Annotated in this window: 18 protein-coding genes and 1 pseudogene; 13 read left to right on the top strand and 6 right to left on the bottom strand. The window is 72.8% G+C overall.

Translation table 11 applies throughout. The annotated features are described in order from the left end of the window. Positions 1 to 96 precede the first annotated feature (96 nt). Both ACH4D3_RS17405 and ACH4D3_RS17410 read left to right on the top strand, forming a co-directional pair. Entirely contained in the window at positions 97 to 453 is a 357-nt protein-coding gene (locus ACH4D3_RS17405; RefSeq protein WP_398322858.1) for an ArsR/SmtB family transcription factor, read from the top strand. Positions 454 to 700: 247 nt separating this feature from the next. Continuing rightward, positions 701 to 1,042, top strand: coding sequence for a hypothetical protein (locus tag ACH4D3_RS17410; protein WP_398322861.1), 342 nt, complete (start codon positions 701 to 703; stop codon positions 1,040 to 1,042). A 7-nt stretch (positions 1,043 to 1,049) separates the two neighbouring features. On the opposite strand, the gene ACH4D3_RS17415 is transcribed toward ACH4D3_RS17410, so the two are convergent. Both ACH4D3_RS17415 and ACH4D3_RS17420 read right to left on the bottom strand, forming a co-directional pair. Then, positions 1,050 to 1,490 (bottom strand): hypothetical protein, encoded by a 441-nt coding sequence (locus ACH4D3_RS17415; RefSeq protein WP_398322864.1) that lies wholly within the window; start codon positions 1,488 to 1,490, stop codon positions 1,050 to 1,052. Positions 1,491 to 1,656: 166 nt separating this feature from the next. After that, positions 1,657 to 1,872, bottom strand: coding sequence for a hypothetical protein (locus tag ACH4D3_RS17420; protein ID WP_398322867.1), 216 nt, complete (start codon positions 1,870 to 1,872; stop codon positions 1,657 to 1,659). Between the two features lie 197 nt (positions 1,873 to 2,069). Here ACH4D3_RS17420 and ilvC point away from each other — a divergent pair, with 197 nt between their 5' ends. Beyond that, on the top strand, positions 2,070 to 3,068 hold the full coding sequence (gene ilvC, locus ACH4D3_RS17425; protein WP_398322870.1) for a ketol-acid reductoisomerase: 999 nt from the start codon (positions 2,070 to 2,072) through the stop codon (positions 3,066 to 3,068). A 251-nt stretch (positions 3,069 to 3,319) separates the two neighbouring features. Next, positions 3,320 to 4,189, top strand: a complete 870-nt coding sequence (locus ACH4D3_RS17430) for an RNA polymerase subunit sigma (RefSeq protein WP_398322873.1) — start codon at positions 3,320 to 3,322, stop codon at positions 4,187 to 4,189. 100 nt (positions 4,190 to 4,289) lie between these two features. On the opposite strand, the pseudogene ACH4D3_RS17435 reads toward ACH4D3_RS17430, so the two are convergent. Next, a pseudogene (locus tag ACH4D3_RS17435) lies at positions 4,290 to 4,937 on the bottom strand (sigma-70 family RNA polymerase sigma factor); the annotation flags it as partial. Positions 4,938 to 5,316: 379 nt separating this feature from the next. Here ACH4D3_RS17435 and ACH4D3_RS17440 point away from each other — a divergent pair. Beyond that, the gene (locus ACH4D3_RS17440; RefSeq protein WP_398322876.1) at positions 5,317 to 7,257 is read left to right on the top strand and encodes an N-acetylmuramoyl-L-alanine amidase; all 1,941 of its coding nucleotides are present in this window, start codon (positions 5,317 to 5,319) and stop codon (positions 7,255 to 7,257) included. A 155-nt stretch (positions 7,258 to 7,412) separates the two neighbouring features. Here ACH4D3_RS17440 and ACH4D3_RS17445 read toward each other — a convergent pair whose 3' ends face one another. Further along, positions 7,413 to 7,802, bottom strand: coding sequence for an SsgA family sporulation/cell division regulator (locus ACH4D3_RS17445; RefSeq protein ID WP_398322878.1), 390 nt, complete (start codon positions 7,800 to 7,802; stop codon positions 7,413 to 7,415). A gap of 322 nt (positions 7,803 to 8,124) precedes the next feature. Here ACH4D3_RS17445 and ACH4D3_RS17450 point away from each other — a divergent pair, with 322 nt between their 5' ends. After that, complete coding sequence (locus ACH4D3_RS17450; RefSeq protein ID WP_398322880.1) at positions 8,125 to 9,825, top strand: cellulase family glycosylhydrolase; 1,701 nt, start codon at positions 8,125 to 8,127, stop codon at positions 9,823 to 9,825. 33 nt (positions 9,826 to 9,858) lie between these two features. On the opposite strand, the gene ACH4D3_RS17455 is transcribed toward ACH4D3_RS17450, so the two are convergent. After that, on the bottom strand, positions 9,859 to 10,080 hold the full coding sequence (locus ACH4D3_RS17455; protein WP_398322882.1) for a hypothetical protein: 222 nt from the start codon (positions 10,078 to 10,080) through the stop codon (positions 9,859 to 9,861). On the opposite strand from ACH4D3_RS17455, the gene ACH4D3_RS17460 reads away from it, so the two are divergent. Genes ACH4D3_RS17460 through ACH4D3_RS17470 form a run of 3 tightly spaced genes read left to right on the top strand, consistent with a single transcriptional unit; the run spans position 10,073 to position 12,491 of the window. Next, positions 10,073 to 10,423, top strand: coding sequence for a hypothetical protein (locus ACH4D3_RS17460; protein WP_398322884.1), 351 nt, complete (start codon positions 10,073 to 10,075; stop codon positions 10,421 to 10,423). The genes ACH4D3_RS17455 and ACH4D3_RS17460 overlap by 8 nt on opposite strands. Positions 10,424 to 10,476: 53 nt before the next feature. After that, positions 10,477 to 11,166: a response regulator transcription factor gene (locus ACH4D3_RS17465; protein WP_398322886.1), complete on the top strand. Its 690-nt coding sequence runs from the start codon at positions 10,477 to 10,479 to the stop codon at positions 11,164 to 11,166. Continuing rightward, positions 11,163 to 12,491 (top strand): ATP-binding protein, encoded by a 1,329-nt coding sequence (locus ACH4D3_RS17470; protein WP_398322888.1) that lies wholly within the window; start codon positions 11,163 to 11,165, stop codon positions 12,489 to 12,491. The genes ACH4D3_RS17465 and ACH4D3_RS17470 overlap by 4 nt, the downstream gene beginning before the upstream one ends. A 47-nt stretch (positions 12,492 to 12,538) precedes the next feature. Here the strand turns inward: ACH4D3_RS17470 and ACH4D3_RS17475 are convergent, their stop codons facing one another. Beyond that, a complete protein-coding gene (locus ACH4D3_RS17475) occupies positions 12,539 to 13,417 on the bottom strand; it encodes a CAP domain-containing protein (protein WP_398322889.1) in 879 nt (292 codons plus the stop codon). A 470-nt stretch (positions 13,418 to 13,887) separates the two neighbouring features. On the opposite strand from ACH4D3_RS17475, the gene ACH4D3_RS17480 reads away from it, so the two are divergent. From ACH4D3_RS17480 to ACH4D3_RS17495, 4 genes are all read left to right on the top strand, one after another. Beyond that, complete coding sequence (locus tag ACH4D3_RS17480; RefSeq protein ID WP_398322891.1) at positions 13,888 to 14,166, top strand: acyl carrier protein; 279 nt, start codon at positions 13,888 to 13,890, stop codon at positions 14,164 to 14,166. Beyond that, positions 14,163 to 15,449 (top strand): beta-ketoacyl-[acyl-carrier-protein] synthase family protein, encoded by a 1,287-nt coding sequence (locus ACH4D3_RS17485; protein WP_398322893.1) that lies wholly within the window; start codon positions 14,163 to 14,165, stop codon positions 15,447 to 15,449. The genes ACH4D3_RS17480 and ACH4D3_RS17485 overlap by 4 nt, the downstream gene beginning before the upstream one ends. Then, the gene (locus ACH4D3_RS17490) at positions 15,446 to 16,447 is read left to right on the top strand and encodes an ACP S-malonyltransferase (protein WP_398322895.1); all 1,002 of its coding nucleotides are present in this window, start codon (positions 15,446 to 15,448) and stop codon (positions 16,445 to 16,447) included. The genes ACH4D3_RS17485 and ACH4D3_RS17490 overlap by 4 nt, the downstream gene beginning before the upstream one ends. 90 nt (positions 16,448 to 16,537) lie before the next feature. Next, positions 16,538 to 19,912, top strand: a complete 3,375-nt coding sequence (locus ACH4D3_RS17495) for a pyruvate carboxylase (RefSeq protein WP_398322897.1) — start codon at positions 16,538 to 16,540, stop codon at positions 19,910 to 19,912. Positions 19,913 to 19,924 lie beyond the last annotated feature (12 nt).

Genomic DNA, 19,924 nt, shown 5'->3' on the forward strand with positions numbered 1-19,924 from the left:
TCTCCTGGTCGAGAAGGTGGTTACGCCCTACTGACAGGACAGCCCGCGGATGTGTGACAGGGCCCCTCGCGCCGCGTGGACGGTAGCCTGGCGGTCATGCCCGCCCCCTCGTCCTCCACGGTTGCCGCCGACACCTCCCTGCCCCGCCTGCTGGGCGCGCTGAGCGACCCGACCCGGCTGGGGATCGTCCGCGTGCTCGCGGACGGCAACGAGCACGGCTGGGGCGAACTGCGTGCTCCCGTCGCCAAGTCGACCCTCAGCCACCACCTCAAGGTGCTGCGCGAGGCGGGCGTCACCGAGACCCGGCAGGAGGGCACGCGCTGCTTCGTCACCCTGCGCCGGGAGAACCTCGACACCCGATTCCCCGGGCTGCTCCCGGCCGTGCTGTCGGCGGCCCGCACCGACGGCATCGGCGACCACGTGACGGACGAGGGCGCCGCCCGGGACGCGTGACGAACGGCGGTCGGGCTCGTGGTCGGGGGGAACACCCCGTCGAGGGCGAGCGCCACATGACCGGCCGCGGGCGGCCTCCTTCGCCCGCGACCTGACCGACGCGTTCGACGTGCCCGCCGGGGAAATGCCGGTTCTCGGCCGTATGTCACAACCGGGCGGGTTGCGCGGTCCATGTGGTGTGCGGACGGCGTCGGCCGACAGCGGGCGCGACCGCACGGGTTCCCCCGCTTCCCTCTTGGAGCACACCATGGACGCCAGCAAGGAGGCCGCGCGCGGCCTGAGCGACATAGAGACCTTCCTCTACCGGGACGCCCACCTTCGAGCAGCGCGCCGGCGCGTGGCCGAGTTCACCTCCCGGGCACCCGGGCTGACCGAGGAACAGAAGTCCGGCATCGAACAGTGGTATCTCGACGAGCAGGTCCACGTCGCCCACATGGTCACGGACCACATCGCGGACAGCATCAGCACCCTCGAGGAGCAGCACCGCGGCCGGTTCGGGCGGTGGCTGCGCGGGACGATGATCGGGATGGCGCTGATCACCGCGGCGATGGGACTCGCCGTCGCGGTGATCCTGGGTACGTGGGGCTGACCGGAGTTCACCCGGGACCGGCGCGGTACAGACCGCGGCCCGTCCGGTGGATGCGGGAGGTGCCGACGAGGCGGTCGAGCGTGCTGCGGACCGCGTTGATGGTTCCGCTGTCGGTGTCGCGGCCGAGTGCCGCGGCCACGTCGCGGGCGCGTACGTCCACGTCGCCCACGTCGGTGAAGTACGCGAGGATCTGCTCGGTGAGCCTGCCGTAGGGCTTCGGGCCCGGCGGGGGCGCGGCGGAGGGCGCGGCGGGCCGCGGCACGGGGTCCGGCATCAGGACGTTCAGGGCGCCCAGGGCTCGCTGGACGGACGCGCGATGCGCCGTCACCGCGGCCAGCTCCCGCTCCAGGGCCTGCTTCTGGATCTCGAGGCGGGCCAGGTCGTCCTGGAGGCGTTCGGCCGCCGTCTCGGCGTTGTGCGCCGAGTGCGCCGGACGGGCTTCGTGCACTGGGTGCACTTCGTGTGCTTCGTGTGCTGAGCGGGGTACGGAGACCATGTGTTCCTCTCACCCTCGACCGGACACCGGAGTGGTCCCCTTCACATCATATGCGGGCCCGTGGGGGAGTACAGGCTTTACACGCACACGGTGCGGGAGAGTGAGAGGAACGCCGTGTCTACGAGAGGTCGTGCCCTTCGTCGCCCGGGTCGGACACCGAGTGACGCAGCTTGTGCAGACTGTCCGAAACCATCCCGATCCGCACGTCGATGTCGCGGAGTGCCTCGCTCAGCATGCCCAGGCGTGCCTCGAGCAGGGCCGCTTCGGCCGCCAGGGAGACCTTCGCGCCGGCAGGGTCGGTATGGACGTCTCGGCGATCGCGAGCTGTGGACATGCCTGGTCCCTTCCTCGTTGGACAGGCGCGCGCGGGCGTCACGCACGCCACCGGTCAACTGACCGGGCAGCCAGCGGGTTTGTGACAGCGGCGCCGCGGTGGCAGGCCGTCCGGGACCGGTCGTCCTGTGGCATAGTGTTTCGCTCTCACGGATGGCACATGCTGTCCAAGAGTGTTTCTACTGTGAAAGGTGCATCATGGCCGAGCTGTTCTACGACGCCGACGCCGACCTGTCCATCATCCAGGGCCGCAGGGTCGCGGTCATCGGGTACGGGAGCCAGGGCCACGCCCACGCCCTGTCGCTGCGCGACTCCGGTGTCGACGTGCGCGTCGGTCTGCACGAGGGCTCCAAGTCCCGGGCCAAGGCCGAGGAGCAGGGCCTGCGCGTGGTGACCGTCGCGGAGGCCGCCGCCGAGGCCGACGTCATCATGATCCTGGTCCCGGACCCGATCCAGGCCGAGGTCTACGAGAAGGACATCGCCCCGAACCTCAAGGACGGCGACGCGCTGTTCTTCGGCCACGGCCTGAACATCCGCTACGGCTTCATCAAGCCCCCGGCCGGCGTGGACGTCTGCATGGTCGCCCCCAAGGGCCCGGGCCACCTGGTGCGCCGGCAGTACGAGGAGGGCCGCGGCGTGCCGTGTCTCGTGGCGGTCGAGCAGGACGCCTCCGGCAACGGCCTGGCGCTGGCCCTGTCCTACGCCAAGGGCATCGGCGGCACCCGCGCCGGCGTCATCGGGACCACGTTCACCGAGGAGACGGAGACCGATCTGTTCGGCGAGCAGGCCGTCCTGGCCGGCGGTACCACGGCGCTGGTCAAGGCGGGCTTCGAGACGCTGACCGAGGCCGGTTACCAGCCGGAGATCGCGTACTTCGAGTGCCTGCACGAGCTGAAGCTGATCGTGGACCTCATGTACGAGGGCGGCCTGGAGAAGATGCGCTGGTCGATCTCCGAGACCGCCGAGTGGGGCGACTACGTCACCGGCCCGCGGATCATCACCGACGCCACCAAGGCCGAGATGAAGAAGGTCCTCGGCGAGATCCAGGACGGCACCTTCGCCAAGAACTGGATGGACGAGTACCACGGCGGTCTGAAGAAGTACAACGAGTACAAGAAGCAGGACTCCGAGCACCTCCTGGAGACCACCGGCAAGGAGCTGCGCAAGCTCATGAGCTGGGTCGACGAAGAGGCGTAGGGCCGTCCCTGCGGGCACCGCGAACGGGATGTCACAACATCTTCCCCGGTCCGGTCTAGGGGGTGTCGTTTGGATCAGGCCGGCTCCGAGCGACGGCGCCTTGTGGGCGACCCCGGCAAGATCCAAACGACACCCTGGCTCCTGAGTCGGCGCAGGGGGAGGACGGGCGGCCGCCGGGCTCCGACCAGCCGCCCGGGACGACTGCCACGGTCACCGTGTGACGCGGTGCCGGGCGAGAGGAGGGAAGTCGTATGGACCGTGCCGACGACGCGGTGCCGATCTCGGAGTTGCTCGACGAGCGGAAGCACCTGCTCGACGTCGCCTACTGGATGCTGGGCAGCAGCGGGGCGGCCGAGAGTGTGATCGACGAGACATACCGGCAGTGGTACGGGCTGTCCGACGCCGAACGGGCGCGGATCTCCGCTCCGCGTGCGTGGCTCGCGAAGGTGGTGGGCGGAATCTGCCTGGCGCGGCTGGCCCTGCCCGACCAGGAGGCCGTCGCCGAGGGCGACGGCACGGCGGACGCGGCACGCGGCCCGCTGGAGGAGGAGCTCAGCGCGGTCCTGCTCGACGCGCTCGACTCGCTCTCGCCGGCAGAGCGGGCGGCGTTCGTGCTCAACGGGGTCTTCGGGATGGCGCCCGGTGCCGTCGCGGACGTCGTGGGGCAGTCGGAGCCGGAGGTGGCGGAACTGACCGTCCGGGCCCGGAACAGCCTGTCGGCCCACCGCGTACGGCCCACGACCACCGAGGAGCACGACGCGGTGGCCCGGGGGGTCCGCCGGGCCTGTGCGACGCAGGACGAGGGACTCCTGGTGTCCCTGATGGCGCCCGACATCACGGCGTTCTTCGACGGTGGCGGCAAGGTCCGGGCCCTGATCAAGCCGGTGCACGGCCGTGAGCAGGTCGCCCGCAGCCTGCTGGGCCTGCTGCGGGGACACGCGCGCACCGTTCTGCGGGCCCAGTCCGTCAACGGGCGGACCGGTCTCGTGGTGCGCTACCTCCAGCAGGTGGTGGCCGTCATCAGCCTCGACACCTCCGAACACCGGGTCGCACAGGTCTGGGTCGTCCTCAATCCCGACAAACTCCGCTCCTGGAACCAGCCCCGCACCACGGCCCCTTGACCCCTCACACGGCGCCGGAACACGACTCGGCGAACGCGGCGCGCACCGGACTTCGGCCGGTGCGCGCGGGAGGCGGGGCGACGGTGTGCGGCGGCTGCCCGGCGCCGTCCCCTGCGGACGGTGCGACGCGGTCCGGTACGAGAACCGCCTCCAGCGTGACGAGGTCGCCCGTCCTGGCGGCCGAGAGGAAGGCGTCCAGGAGCCGGCGGTGCTCCGTCGCCACCACGGTCGTCCGCGGTGCGGCGAGAAGGTGCTTGCGGGCCCTGCTGACGATCTTCCGGACGTTGACCGGGCTGAGTCCGAGGATGGCCGCGATGTCGGCGTAGGCGTAGTCGAACGCCTCGCGCAGGACGTACGCCGCCCGTTCGGTGGGGGGCAGCTTCTCCAGGACCAGGAGCAGAGCCACCGCCAGCTCCTGCGCGCGTTCCGCGCTCAGTTCGGGGTCGTCGCCCGTGTCGACCGGCTCGGGCAGCCACGGGCCTATGTAGGTCTCGCGGCGGACCCGGGCGGACTGCGCCACGTTGAGGGCCAGCCGCGTGGTGGTGCTCGACAGGAAGGCCACCGGGCTGTTGACCACCGAGCGGTCGGTCTTCTGCCAGCGCAGCCAGACCTCCTGAACCACGTCCTCGGCCTCCACCACGCTGCCGAGCACACGGTACGCGATGCCGAACAGGCGCGGACGGAGCTCCACGAAGACGGAAACGGCCTCGTCGAGAGTGCTCTTCGCGGGCGACGGCTTGAGGTGCATGTCCTGTGGTCTCCGTTCCTCCGAGGGGGAAGCCGTTCGGCGGTGCGTCCACACGGTGTTTCCGCGGGCAGCGCTGTTCCGGGACAGAGATGTACGGAATGTAAGGAATTCTTCCCACTGAACGACACGGTGCTTCCATCGCATCCGCTTCATAGACACAGCAGGTCGGTGGGATGTGACAGGTTTGACCTGTCGAATTTCTTCGACACGGCTGAATCACCGGACGCGGGCGACGCGGCCGGATCTGATCACCCCCGGCACAACGTTGTGATCGTTCGTTATATCGTCTGCTGCGTTCAAGGCGCACCGACCGGATCCGGCGGCGACGAGCGAGCAGCCGACGCCGGTGCGACCCCCCTCGCCCAGAATCGAGAAGTTGATGAGCAGAGACACGGACTCACGCCCGAAGCACGCACTGCGACGGCGGCCCGTGGTGCTCGGCGCGGCGGCCGTGGCGGTGGCGGGTGCCATCGCCGTACCGGTGGTGGCGCAGGCGACGCAGGGTGACTCCACGACCGACACCGCGCTGCAGCAGGACTTCGCGGCAGCGGCGGCCGAGTACGACGTGCCCCAGGAGGTGCTGCTCGCCGTCGCCCACCAGCAGACGGCGTGGGACACCCACCCCGGGCGGCACAGCGCCTCGGGCGGCTTCGGGCCCATGCATCTGACCGACGTCACCCCGGAGATGATCGACGGAGGTGCCGCGGGCACGGCCGGACGCGCGGGGGCCGAGGAACTGGCGAAGGGCGAGGCCAAGCACACCCTGCGGACCGCGGCGGAGCTGACGGGCCTGCCGGCCGAGCGGCTGCGGACCGACCCGTCGGCGAACATCCGTGGCGGTGCGGCGCTACTGGCCTCTTATCAGAAGGAGTTGAACGGGGAGACCTCCGACGATCCCGACGACTGGTACGCGGCGGTCGCCCGCTACAGCCAGTCCACGGTGCGCCAGGGCGCGACCGCGTTCGCCGACCGCGTGTTCGCCACCATGAAGAAGGGTGTCGTCCGCAAGACGTCCGACGGCCAGCGCGTGCGGCTCGCCGCGGACAGCGGGATCAGCCCGGACGTCTCCCAGGTGAACAGGCTCGGACTGCCCGCCGCCCCGGTGCCGGACGCCGAGTGCCCGCCCACTCTGGACTGCGCGTTCGTCCCGGCCGCCCCGGGCAACGGCCAGGTGTCCGACCGGCCCGCCAACGGCATCCGGATCGACCGGATCGTCATCCACGACACCGAGTCGCCCTACGAGTCGGCCATCGCCACCTTCCAGGACCCGGCGAGCAGCACCGCCGCCCACTACGTGGTGCGGTCCGCGGACGGCGCCGTGACCCAGATGGTGCCCACCAAGGACCTGGGCTTCCACGCGGGCAACTACTCCACCAACCTGCACTCGATCGGCATCGAGAACGAGGGCTACGCCGCGCACGGTGCGACCTGGTACACGGAGTCGCAGTACCGTGCCACGGCGGAACTGGTGAAGTACCTGGCCGCGCGGTACGACATCCCGCTCGACCGGCAGCACATCGTCGGCCACGACAACGTCCTGGCCCCGGCGGACCGGTTCATCCACGACCAGCACTGGGACCCCGGACCGTCGTGGAACTGGGAGCACTTCATGGCCCTGGTGGGCGCGCCCGTCAAGGGGCGGCACGGCGTCGGTCCCGTCGGCTCCGCCGTGACCATCGCGCCGGGCTTCGCGCGGAACGAGCAGACGATGGAGCTGTGTCCCGAGGACGACGGCAGCGGCGCCACCGAGGAGTGCACCACCGTGCGCCGGGCGTCGAACTTCGTTCGCCTGCGCACCGAGCCGCACCCCGACGCGCCGCTCTTCGGGGAGCAGACGATCCACCCGGACGCCCCCGGCACCGACCGGATCAGCGACTGGGGCGCCACCGCCCAGGCCGGCCAGCAGTTCGTCGTCGCCGGCCGGAAGGGCGACTGGACCGCGATCTGGTACAGCGGCAGCAAGGTGTGGTTCCACAACCCGCACGGCCGCGACACCGTCCCGGCCCGCGGCGTCACGATCGTGCGGCCCGCCGGTTCCCGGGCACTGAAGGTCTACGGCACCAACTACCCGGACGCCGCCGAGTATCCGGCCGGTCTCTCGCCGTCGACCCAGGCTCCGCTGAGCATGTACGGCGTCCCCGCCGGCCAGGCCTACGTGGCGACGTCGGCCGCTGCCCCGACCGACGACTTCTTCCCCTCCGGCGGCGCGGTCGTCGTCGGCGCCAAGAAGATGTACACCATCCAGTACAGCCACAAGACGGCGCTGGTCTACGCCGACGAGGTGTCCGCCGAGGGACGTCCGTCCCACCACCGCGGCTGACCACGCGTCAAGGGGCTGCCGGACGGCGAAGCGGCCGCGGGCGAAGGCGCGGCCCGGGCCAGGAATCCCCTCCCCGCCAGGGAGGGGAGGATTCGACCTTCGCCGGTGCGGTTCGTCCGGCGCATCGGTGGTCACATGACCGATGCGCCGGCGGTTCAGCCCGCCGACGGCTCGGGGCCGCCGAACAGACCGGCGAGGAACGCGTCCGTACCGAGCCGGGACTGCTCCGTACCGGCCGGGACCAGCCGGTAGGTGGACGCGAGCCACTCCGCCAGCGGCGGCACGGGCAGCTGGAAGAGGGCGGTGGCGCCGTACGAGGAGATCTGCAGCCACGCGGACTCCTGCTCGGCCAGACACTCGGGCCACACCTGGATGTCGCCGATGCCAATCAGGGTGTGCAGCCCCTCGTGCAGCAGGTCGCGGCCGACGTGCCAGACGATCCGCGGACCGTCCTCCAGCACGAATGTGAGGGTGACCAGCAGCGGAGCGTCGGGGTCGTACTGGAACTCGGCCCGTACGTCCGCCCACTCGAGGGTGCCCACCACGCGAGTGAGGTTCAGGGGGAGAAGGGGAAGCACGTGCGAGTCCGTGTGCGGTGTCTGCACACCTTGGTGGTCGCCACTCATGACAGCGGTTCCTTCCGCGGGACGGGAGGGGGGAGGCGGCACCCACTGTCGTCCGGTACGGGGCCGGACACATCGGTCACTTGACCGCATGCGGCGACGGTGGCGCGCCCCGGACGGCAAGCGTTTTCTGTCGATTGTCTTGACGTGTACGCGGCGTAATGAGTTTCATGGGGTCGATGTGGGAGCGCTCCCACGCGCTCGCCGTTCCCCGTGTCCGCCTTACTCAGCCCCTGGAGTCGCCGTGCGCCCAGCGAGACGCGATACACCGAGAACCCTCCCGGCCCGCCTGCTGACCGGACTGGCCGCGCTGATCGGGCTGGTCGTCGTCGGCGCCCTCTGCCCGGGCGCGGCCCTGGCCCAGCCACCCGCGGTACGGTCCGCCGCAGTCCCGTCGGCCGGCGCGCAGGCGGCCGGCCTGCACATCAGTGACGGCCGGCTGCTGGAGGGCAACGGCAACGACTTCGTCATGCGCGGGGTCAACCACGCCCACACCTGGTACCCGGGCGAGACGCAGTCGCTGGCGGACGTCAAGGCGCTGGGCGCCAACAGTGTCCGGGTCGTCCTCTCCGACGGGCACCGCTGGAGCGAGAACGGCCCCGCGGACGTCGCCGCCGTCATCGAGCGGTGCAAGGCCAACCGGCTCATCTGCGTACTGGAGGTGCACGACACCACCGGCTACGGCGAGGACACCGCGGCCGGCACCCTCGACCATGCCGCCGACTACTGGATCGGCCTCAAGGACGTCCTGGCCGGCCAGGAGGACTACGTCATCGTCAACATCGGCAACGAGCCCTGGGGCAACACCGACCCGGCCGGCTGGACCGAGCCGACCGTCGCGGCCGTAAAGAAGCTGCGCGCGGCCGGGCTCCAGCACACGATCATGGTGGACGCCCCCAACTGGGGCCAGGACTGGCAGGGCGTCATGCGTGCCAACGCGCGGTCCGTCCACGACGCCGACCCCACCGGCAACCTGATCTTCTCCATCCACATGTACAGCGTCTTCGACACCGCCCAGGAGATCACCGATTACCTCAACGCCTTCGTCGACGCGAAACTGCCCATCCTCATCGGCGAGTTCGGCGGCCCCGCCGACCAGTACGGCGACCCGGACGAGGACACCATGATGGCCACCGCCGAGCAGCTCGGCCTCGGCTACCTCGCCTGGTCGTGGAGCGGCAACACCGACCCGATCCTGGACCTGGCGCTCGACTTCGACCCGAGCAGGCTCAGCGGCTGGGGCGAACGCGTCTTCCACGGCGTCGACGGCATCGCCCAGACCTCCGAGGAGGCCACCGTCTACGGCGGCGGGGCCCCGGACGACACCGAGGCACCGACGGCACCCGGCACCCCGAGCGCCACCGCCGTCACGGACACCTCCGTCACCCTCGGCTGGACGGCCGCCACCGACGACACCGCGGTCACCGGGTACGACGTCGTCCTGGTCGGCGACGGCACCGCGACCACGGTGGCCGCCTCGGCCACCACCACCGCCACCGTGACCGGACTCACCGCCGCCACCACCTACACCTTCGCCGTCCGGGCCCGCGACGCGGCGGGCAACCGGTCCGCGCCCTCCGCCACCGTGGAGGTCACCACCGACGAGGGCGGCGGCACCCCCGGCGGCACCTGTTCCGTCGGCTACCGCGTCGTGGGCGAGTGGCCCGGCGGCTTCCAGGGCGAGATCACCGTCCGCAACACCGCAAGCGCCGCCATCGCTCCCTGGACACTCGCCTTCGCCTACGCGGACGGCCAGACCGTCACGAACATGTGGGGCGGCACCGCCACCCAGGAGGCCGGCGCGGTCAGCGTCGCCCCCGCCTCCTACACCGCCACCATCCCGGCCGGCGGCACGGTCACCCTCGGCTTCACCGCACAGAAGGGCGCCACCAACACCGCTCCGACCGCGTTCAGCCTGAACGGGGCCGCCTGCGCCACGCCGTGACCGTGACCGAGGGGAGGGTGCGGGTGAGGAACGTCACCACGACACCTCGCGGACGTCGGCCCGGCTCTGCGGCTGCGTCGTGGCGGTGATCTCCGAGCGGTGACGGCTCGCCTCGAAGGTCACCGTCAGGGTCTGCGGCGCGCTCTGCTCCGTACGCACGGTGAAGCCCTGGTTCGGCACCGCCGAGATCAGGCACACCCCGCCACCGCCGAACCGCACGGTCGCCTTGCCGCCCTCGGAGGGCACCGTGTACACCCCCGCCCCGCCCTCCTCGCAGCCCGGGGCTCCCGCGCCCCCGGACGGCCGCGGCGCCGTGGTGCGGGGGCTCGGCGTCGGCGTGGGGGTCGACGTCGCCTCCGGCTCCGGCGGCTCCGCACTGGTACGGGACGGGGCCGGGCTGGGCGCGCGGCTGGTGGGCGACGGGCTGGGAGTCGCCGTCACGGTCTTGGACACGGTCGGCCGGGGCGGGGCCGGGAGCTCCTTCGGCGCCGTCTGCGCGACCGGCGCGGTCGGCCGGGTCGACCCCACCACGAAGTGGATCGTGATGATGACAGCCGTGGCACTGGCCGCCGTGCAGGACAGCCAGATGATCAGGTAGCGAAGGAGGCGGGACACGACACCATAGTGACGGACCGGCTAACGTGCCTGCCCATGGCCTCCGTACTTGTCGTCGAGGACGACCCTGTGATCCGGGCCGCGCTGATCGAGGTCCTCACCGGACACGGCTACGCGGTCAAGACCGCACACCAGGGTTTCGAGGCGCTGCGCGACATCACCCAGAGCCCGCCGGACATCGTGGTGCTCGACCTCGGGCTGCCCGACCTCGACGGACTCGACGTGCTGCGGATGATCCGTGGCATATCCCGCGTCCCGGTGCTGGTCGCCACCGCCCGGGACGACGAGACCGAGATGATCCGGCTGCTGAACGCCGGCGCCGACGACTACATGGTCAAGCCCTTCTCGGGCGGCCAGCTCGCGGCCCGGCTCGCCGCCGTGCTGCGCCGCTCCGCGCCCGCCGACCTCCGGGCGGCGCGTCCGCCCGTCCTTCAGGTCGCCGACCTCCGCATCGACCCCACCGCGCGCACCGCCCACCTCGCCGGCCAGGAACTCCCCCTCACCCGCAGGGAGTTCGACCTGCTCGCCTACCTCGCCGCCAACGCCGACCAGGTCATGTCGCGGCAGCGGATACTCGCCGAGGTGTGGCAGCAGCCGTACGTCGAGGACCAGACGGTGGACGTCCACCTCTCCGCACTCCGCCGCAAAATGGGCGAGAAGCCGCGAAAGCCGCGCTACCTCCACACCGTGCGGGGCATCGGCATCAAGCTGGTCAGCGCGCCATGAGACGTGCCCTCGCCGGGATCGCCCTGGCCGTCACCTCCATGGTGGCGCTGTCGTTCCTCATCCCGCTCGCCCTCCTCGTGCGCGAACAGGCCCGTGACCGGGTCACCACCGCCGCCGAGCAGCGCGCCGCGGCCCTCTCGCCGGTCCTCGCCCTCACCACCCGCCGCGCCGACGTCCAGCAGGCCGTCGCGGAACTCGGCTCCGCCGACCAACTGGTCGTGCGGCTGCCCGACGGCGGCTTCGTCGGCACCCCGCACGCACCCGAGGAGGCCCTCGACCGGGCCGTACGGGGGCGGGAGACGCTCGCGGTGGACACCGCGGACGGCTGGGCCTACCTGCAGCCCGTCGTCCTGCGGGGCGACCGGGTCGCGGTCGTCGAGGCCTACGTGCCCGCCGCCGACCTCACGCGGGGGGTGACGGCCTCCTGGGGTGTGATGGCACTGCTCGCCCTGGGCCTGGTGGGCGGCTCGGTGCTGGTCGCCGACCGGCTGGGCGCCCGGGTGGTGCGCTCCTCCCGGGGCCTCAAGAGCGCCTCGCTCGCCCTCGGCTCCGGTGACCTCGGGGTCCGGGTGGAACCGGACGGCCCGCCCGAGCTCCAGGAGGCCGGAGCGGCGTTCAACACCATGGCCGACCGGGTCGTCGACCTGCTCGCCGTCGAACGCGAGCTGGTCGCCGACCTCTCGCACCGGCTGCGCACCCCGCTGACCGCCCTGTACCTGGAGGCCGACCGGATGGGCGCGACACCGAGCGCCCTACGGGTCACCGAAGCCGCCGGGCAGCTCGAACGCGAGCTGGACTCGATCATCGCGGCGGCGCGCACACCCCTGGCGGCGGCACAGCTCGCCGGGACCGGGGCGGGCACGGCGAAACCGTGCGACGTCGCCGAGGTGGTCGCCATGCGCCTGGACTTCTGGTCGGTCCTCGCCGCCCAGCAGGACCGTCCGTTCGAGCGCTCCCTCACTCCGCGTCCGGCCCCCGTGGCCTTCCCCGAGGACGACCTCGCCGCCGTCGTCGACGCCCTGATCGGCAACGTCTTCCGGCACACCCCGCAGGGCACCCGCTTCGTCGTGCGCGTGGAACGCCGGGACCGGCACGTGCGCCTCACGGTCGACGACGCCGGGCCGGGCGTCGCGGACCCCGGGGCGGCCCACACCCGGGGCGTCAGCGTGGGCGGTTCCACCGGGCTCGGCCTGGACATCGTGGCCCGGGCGGCCCGTACGGCGGACGGCGAACTGACGATCACCCGCGCGCCGCTGGGCGGCGCGCGGGTGACGGTGTCGTTCGCGCTGGCGGACGCGCGGGCGGCCGGAGGCGGTGACCGGTGACGCCTCGGCGGTGGTGACCGGTGACGCGGCGGCGGCGGTGACCGGCGTCAGCGGCCGGTGCCGAAGTCCTGCGTCCACCAGGGTCCGCCGTCGCCGAAGTGGACGCCGACCCCCAGCTCCTTGAAGGAGCAGTTGAGTATGTTCTCGCGGTGGCCGGGGCTGTTCATCCAGGCCTTCATCACCGAGGCGGCGTCCGCCTGGCCCTGGGCTATGTTCTCGCCCAGCGCCGACCACTGGTAGCCGGCGGCCTCGACCCGGCTCGCCATCGTGGAGCCGTCGGGACCCGTGTGGGACATCACACCGCTGCTCGCCATGACGTCGCTGTAGTCGTCGGCGGCCCGGGTCAGCCTGCTGTTCGCGGTGACCGGGGAGCAGCCCGCCGCGGCCCGCTCCTCGTTGACCAGCGCGAGGACCTGCGCCTCGGCACCGCCCGTCGAGCCGGACCCCGACCCGGTACCCGAACCCGAACCGGAGCCCGAGCCGCTGGACGACCCCGAACCGCTGCCGGACCCGCTGCCGCCGGACCGGTCGCCGCCGCTCTTCGTGGTGGCCCTGACCGGAGCCTTGGACGCCGGCGCGGAAGCCTTGGGGGCACTGGTCGTGGGGCTCGCCGACTTCGTCGGCGTCCGCTTCGGCTCGGCACTCGGGCTCGGCGAGCCGCTCGCCGTGGCGCTCGGGCTCGCCGACTCGGAGGCGAGCGGTGCCGCACCGCCCGCCGCATCCTCGGCGTTCGACGCCTGGTCGGCGGCGTTCGCGGTGACCCGGTCGGAGGCCCCGCCGTCGTCGCCGTCGCTGACGGCCAGGGTGATTCCGACGCCCGCGGTCAAGGTGACGGCACCGAGTGCCAGCGCGGTACCGCGGTTCCGGAGTCCGCCGCGCGGGCGGGCGTGGGAGCGGGACGGGCGAGCGGCTCGGCGGGAACCCATACGCAGGACACCTCGGCTTGTCGGTCGGCTGACGGAGCCCCCGTACCCGGTGGACGCGACCGCGCCCACCGGGACTGTGGGGGGTGTTCGAGAGCCTAGGACGCGACCGGCGTGGAAACGCCCGTTCGAAGGTCATCTTCAGAAAGCCTTAAAAGAGCCGCCAAAGTCCGTTGAGGATGTCCGGCGCCCCGTTTCGCCCCGTCCGGTCCCTTACGCGCCCGCCGCCCGCCACCCTCGGTCGGGCCCGGGGCGCTTCAAGGTGAAGGGGGGACACGGGTGCTCGCAGGAGCCCGTCCCGTGCTCCCGATGCTCCGCCGTCCCCCCGACCCCGGCGCTTACCGCGCCGGACGGCCGGACAGCCTGTCGGCGTGCACCGGCAGGTCGCCGGACACCACCGGCGCGCCCGGGGAACGGGTCCTCCCGCCCACCGCCTCCGGGCGCGCCGTGCACCGACCGAGGAGGTACCGGACATGACGTCCAGCGCCGACGAACGACAGCTGCTCGACGAACTGCGTGACCTGCTGGCCGCCACGGTCGAGGACCTGGCCGTGGAGGAGATCGGACCCGACTCCTCGCTCCGGGACGACCTCGGCGTCGACTCGCTGGCCCGGCTGGAACTGGTCGCCGCGATCGAGGACCGCTGGCAGATCGAGGTCCCCCAGGAGCAGGCGGACCGGCTCACGACGGTGCGGCAGATCGCCGCCCACCTCGCCGAGGCCGTCGCCGCCCCCGCGGGCGGCACCGCGTGAGTCCACGACACGCGGCCGACCCGGCCCCCGAGGAGCGGGCCGCCGTCGTCACCGGGCTGGGACTGACCACCTCGCTGGGCGGCGACGTCCCCTCCACCTGGCGGGCCCTGCTGGACGGCGTATGCGGCGTCGAACGCATCGACTTCGGTGGGCCGGAAGGGCCCGCACAGGTGTACCTCGCGGCCCCGGCCGCGGTCGACCCCGGGACGGTCCTGTCGGCCGCCAAGGCGGCGCACTGCGACCGCTCGGCGCAGTTCGCCCTCGTCGCCGCCCGCGAGGCCGTTCGCGACGCGGGGTTCCCCGACCCGTCGGCGCTCGCCGCGGACGGCTCGCGGGTGGCCGTGGTCGTCGGGGTGGGGCTGGGCGGCGTCACCAGCATCCTGGAGCAGAACCACCGCCTGCAGACGCGGGGCGCGGGGCGGGTGAGCCCGCGCACGATCCCGGTCATGCTGCCCAACCACCCGGCCGCCGAAGTGGGGCTCATGGTGGGCGCGAAGGCCGGGGTGCACGCCCCCGTCAGCGCCTGCGCCTCGGGTGCCGAGGCCCTCGCCCAGGCCCTCGGCATGATCCGGGACGGCCGCGCGGACATCGTGGTCGCGGGCGGCACCGAGGCCGCGCTGCATCCGCTGGCCCTGGCCGGGTTCGCGCGGCTGCAGGCCCTCTCCCTGCGCCACGACGATCCCAAGGGGGCCTCCCGGCCCTTCGACGCCGACCGGGACGGCTTCGTGATGGGGGAGGGCGCCGGTCTGCTCGTCGTCGAGAGCGCCGCGCACGCCGCCGCCCGCGGCGCCCGCGTCCACGGCCGGCTGACCGGCGCGGGCGTCACCAACGACAGCCACCACGTGGCCCAGCCGGCGCCCGGCGGTACGGGCTGTGCGGCGGCCGTCGACGCCGCACTGCGCGACGCGGGGCTCGTGCCCGAGCAGATCCAGCACGTCAACGCCCACGCCACCGCCACACCGCTCGGCGACCTCGGCGAGGCGCGGGCGCTGCACAGCGTCTTCGCCAAGGGAGTGGACGAGGTGACGGTCAGCGCCACCAAGGGGGCCTTCGGACACACCCTCGGTGCCGCCGGAGCCATCGAGGCCGTCCTCACCGTCCTCGCCCTGCGGGACAGAACGGCACCGCCGGCCTGCAGCCTCGAACGGGTCGACCCGGAGATCGGCCTGAACGTCGTCGGCCGCGACCCGGCGGCACTGCCCTGCGGGCCCCTCGCGGCCGTCAGCACGAGCATGGGCTTCGGCGGGCACAACGTCGCGCTCGCCTTCGCCGACGCCTCATGAGGGACGACCCTCCGGCCCCCACCGGCGGCACACCGCGCACCGTGCTGATGTGCCCCGGCCAGGGGGCCTACCTCCCCGGTGCCCTGCGCCACCTGAGCGGGGTCCCGTCGGTCTCGCGGGTGCTGCGGACGGTCCACGCCCGCAGCACCGCACTGGGCGGCACCCGCACCCCCGTCGGCCGCCTCCTCACCGACGGCGCCGCGCCCGACCCCGACCTGCTCGTGCGTACCGACCCCCTCGCCTTCGACCTGGCCACGTACGCCGCCGTGGTCGCCTCCGCCGCCGTCCTGCTCGATCTCGCGACGCCGCCCGTCCACGCGGTGCTCGGGCACAGCGTGGGCGACCTCGCGGCGCTCACCGTGGCCGGGGTCATCACGATCGAACAGGGCGTGCGGCTGCTGCACGTCCGCGACCGGCTGCTGCGCGAGGCCGCGCTGCCCGCAGGGGGTCTGCTGGCCACCGACCTGACCGCCGAGCTGGCGGCCGACCTGCTGCGCGCCGGGGGCCTGGCGCAGGTGCGGATCGCCGCCCGCAACGCCCCCGGCCAGACCGTCCTGGCGGGACCCGACGACCAGTTGGCCGCCGTCCGGAGCGCGGTCCGGGCACTCGGCCGCCGCGCCACCCCGCTGACCAGCCGCACCGCATACCACCACCCCCTGCTCGCCGAGGTGCAGCGGGCCTTCCGGCGCCTCCTGCGGGCCCAGCCCGTGGCCCGGCCCACGCTTCCCGTGTACACGGCCGCCGCGCCGGGGCCCGCCCGCACCCCGGCCCAGCTGCGCACGGTTGCGGCCGCCCACCTCTGCGAGCCGCTCGCCTTCCACCGGACGCTGCGCGCGCTGCGCCTGGCCGGCTTCACCACCTACCTCGACAGCGGCCCCCGGGCGCTGCTGAGCAGCCTGGCCAGGGCCGGCCTGCCCGGCTGCACCACCGCCGCCCCCTCCCGCACACCGGCCGGCCTCGACCGCATCCGCCTGCGCCTGACCGCCGCCCTGCGGTGACGCGGCCGGGGAGTGGCCCGGCTCACATGGCGTACGGAGGGCGGCGCCGACACCATGGTCTCGTCACCCGGCAGGCTGAAGGGATCAAGAATGTTCCGCAAGGTGCTGGTCGCCAACCGCGGTGAGATCGCGATCCGTGCGTTCCGTGCGGGCTACGAGCTCGGCGCGCGCACCGTCGCCGTCTTCCCGCACGAGGACCGCAACTCGCTGCACCGGCTCAAGGCCGACGAGGCCTACGAGATCGGGGAGCAGGGGCATCCGGTCCGCGCGTACCTCTCCGTGGAGGAGATCGTGCGCGCCGCCCGCCGTGCGGGGGCCGACGCCGTCTACCCGGGCTACGGGTTCCTGTCCGAGAACCCCGAACTCGCCCGCGCCTGCGAGGAGGCCGGGATCACCTTCGTCGGTCCCAGCGCCCAGATCCTCGAACTGACCGGCAACAAGGCCCGTGCCGTGGCCGCCGCCCGCGAGGCGGGCGTACCGGTTCTCGGCTCCTCCGCGCCCTCCACCGACGTGGACGAACTCCTGCGCGCCGCAGACGACGTCGGCTTCCCGGTGTTCGTCAAGGCGGTCGCGGGCGGCGGCGGGCGCGGCATGCGCCGCGTCGAGGAACCCGCCCAGCTGCGCGAGGCCATCGAGGCCGCCTCCCGCGAGGCCGCCTCCGCCTTCGGCGACTCCACCGTCTTCCTGGAGAAGGCGGTCGTCGAACCCCGCCACATCGAGGTGCAGATCCTCGCCGACGGCGAGGGCGACGTCATCCACCTCTTCGAGCGGGACTGCTCGGTGCAGCGCCGCCACCAGAAGGTGATCGAGCTGGCGCCCGCGCCCAACCTCGACCCGGCCCTGCGGGAGCGGATCTGCGCCGACGCCGTGAACTTCGCCCGGCAGATCGGCTACCGCAACGCGGGCACCGTCGAGTTCCTCGTCGACCGCGACGGCAACCACGTCTTCATCGAGATGAACCCGCGCATCCAGGTCGAGCACACGGTCACCGAGGAGGTCACCGACGTCGACCTGGTCCAGTCCCAGCTGCGCATCGCCGCCGGTGAGACGCTGGCCGACCTCGGACTCGCCCAGGAGAACATCACCCTGCGCGGCGCCGCGCTCCAGTGCCGCATCACCACCGAGGACCCGGCCAACGGCTTCCGCCCGGACACCGGCCGGATCAGCGCCTACCGCTCGCCGGGCGGCTCGGGCATCCGGCTCGACGGCGGTACCACCCACGCCGGTACGGAGATCAGCGCGCACTTCGACTCCATGCTGGTCAAGCTCTCCTGCCGGGGACGGGACTTCACCACCGCGGTGAACCGGGCCCGGCGCGCGGTCGCCGAGTTCCGCATCCGCGGCGTGGCCACCAACATCCCCTTCCTCCAGGCGGTCCTGGACGACCCCGACTTCCAGGCGGGCCGGGTCACCACCTCGTTCATCGAACAGCGCCCGCACCTGCTCACCGCCCGGCACTCCGCCGACCGCGGCACCAAGCTGCTCACCTACCTCGCCGACGTCACGGTGAACAAGCCGCACGGCGAGCGCCCCGAGCTGATCGACCCGCTGACCAAGCTGCCGACGGTGTCCGCCGGTGAACCCCCGGCCGGGTCCCGCCAGTTGCTGGCCGAGCTGGGGCCGGAGGGGTTCGCCCGCCGACTGCGCGAGTCGTCCACCATCGGCGTCACCGACACCACCTTCCGCGACGCCCACCAGTCGCTGCTCGCCACCCGGGTGCGCACCAAGGACATGCTCGCGGTGGCGCCCGTCGTCGCCCGCACCCTGCCCCAGCTGCTGTCCCTGGAGTGCTGGGGCGGCGCCACCTACGACGTCGCCCTGCGCTTCCTCGCCGAGGACCCCTGGGAGCGGCTGGCCGCGCTGCGCGAGTCGGTGCCCAACATCTGCCTCCAGATGCTGCTGCGCGGCCGCAACACCGTGGGCTACACCCCGTACCCGACCGAGGTGACCGACGCCTTCGTGCAGGAGGCCGCCGCCACCGGCATCGACATCTTCCGCATCTTCGACGCCCTCAACGACGTCGAGCAGATGCGGCCCGCCATCGAGGCCGTACGGCAGACCGGCACCGCCGTCGCCGAGGTCGCGCTCTGCTACACCGCCGACCTGTCCGACCCCGCCGAGCGGCTCTACACCCTCGACTACTACCTGCGGCTCGCCGAGCAGATCGTGAACGCCGGAGCGCACGTGCTGGCGGTCAAGGACATGGCAGGGCTGCTGCGCGCACCGGCCGCCGCGACCCTGGTGTCGGCGCTGCGCCGGGAGTTCGACCTGCCGGTGCACCTGCACACCCACGACACCACCGGCGGTCAGCTCGCCACCTACCTGGCCGCGGTCCAGGCGGGCGCGGACGCCGTCGACGGAGCCGTGGCGTCCATGGCGGGCACCACCTCGCAGCCGTCGCTGTCGGCGATCGTGGCCGCCACCGACCACACCGAGCGGCCCACCGGCCTCGACCTCCAGGCCGTCGGCGACCTGGAGCCGTACTGGGAGAGCGTCCGCAAGGTCTACGCCCCCTTCGAGGCGGGCCTGGCCTCCCCGACCGGCCGGGTCTACCACCACGAGATCCCCGGCGGCCAGCTCTCCAACCTGCGCACCCAGGCCATCGCGCTCGGCCTCGGCGACCGCTTCGAGGACATCGAGGCGATGTACGCCGCCGCCGACCGGATGCTGGGCCGCCTGGTGAAGGTCACCCCGTCCTCCAAGGTGGTCGGCGACCTCGCCCTGCACCTGGTGGGCGCCGGTGTCTCCCCGGCGGACTTCGAGCAGGACCCGGACCGGTTCGACATCCCGGACTCCGTCGTCGGCTTCCTCCGCGGCGAGCTGGGCACCCCGCCCGGCGGCTGGCCCGAGCCGTTCCGCAGCAAGGCGCTGCGGGGCCGTGCCGAGGCCAGGCCGGTGGCGGAGCTGGACGCCGACGACCGCACCGGACTCGGCAAGGACCGCCGGGCGACACTCAACCGGCTGCTGTTCCCGGGACCGGCCCGCGAGTTCGACACCCACCGCGCCTCGTACGGCGACACCAGCGTCCTCGACAGCAAGGACTTCTTCTACGGGCTGCGCCCCGGCAAGGAGTACACGGTCGACCTCGACCCCGGCGTCCGGCTGCTCATCGAGCTGCAGGCGGTCGGCGACGCCGACGAGCGCGGCATGCGCACCGTGATGTCCTCCCTGAACGGACAGCTCCGCCCGATCCAGGTCCGCGACCGCTCGGCGGCCTCCGACGTCCCCGTGACGGAGAAGGCCGACCGGTCGGACCCCGGCCACGTTGCCGCGCCGTTCGCCGGCGTGGTGACCCTCGCCGTCGCCGAGGGCGACGCGGTGGAGGCCGGGGCCACCGTCGCCACCATCGAGGCCATGAAGATGGAGGCCTCCATCACCGCCCCGAAGTCCGGCACGGTGACCAGGCTCGCCATCAACCGCATCCAGCAGGTCGAGGGCGGCGACCTCCTCGTCCAACTCGCCTGAGCGGCCGGTTCC

Source organism: Streptomyces sp. NPDC018026 (genome assembly GCF_044327745.1).
Classification (GTDB): domain Bacteria; phylum Actinomycetota; class Actinomycetes; order Streptomycetales; family Streptomycetaceae; genus Streptomyces; species Streptomyces rubrogriseus.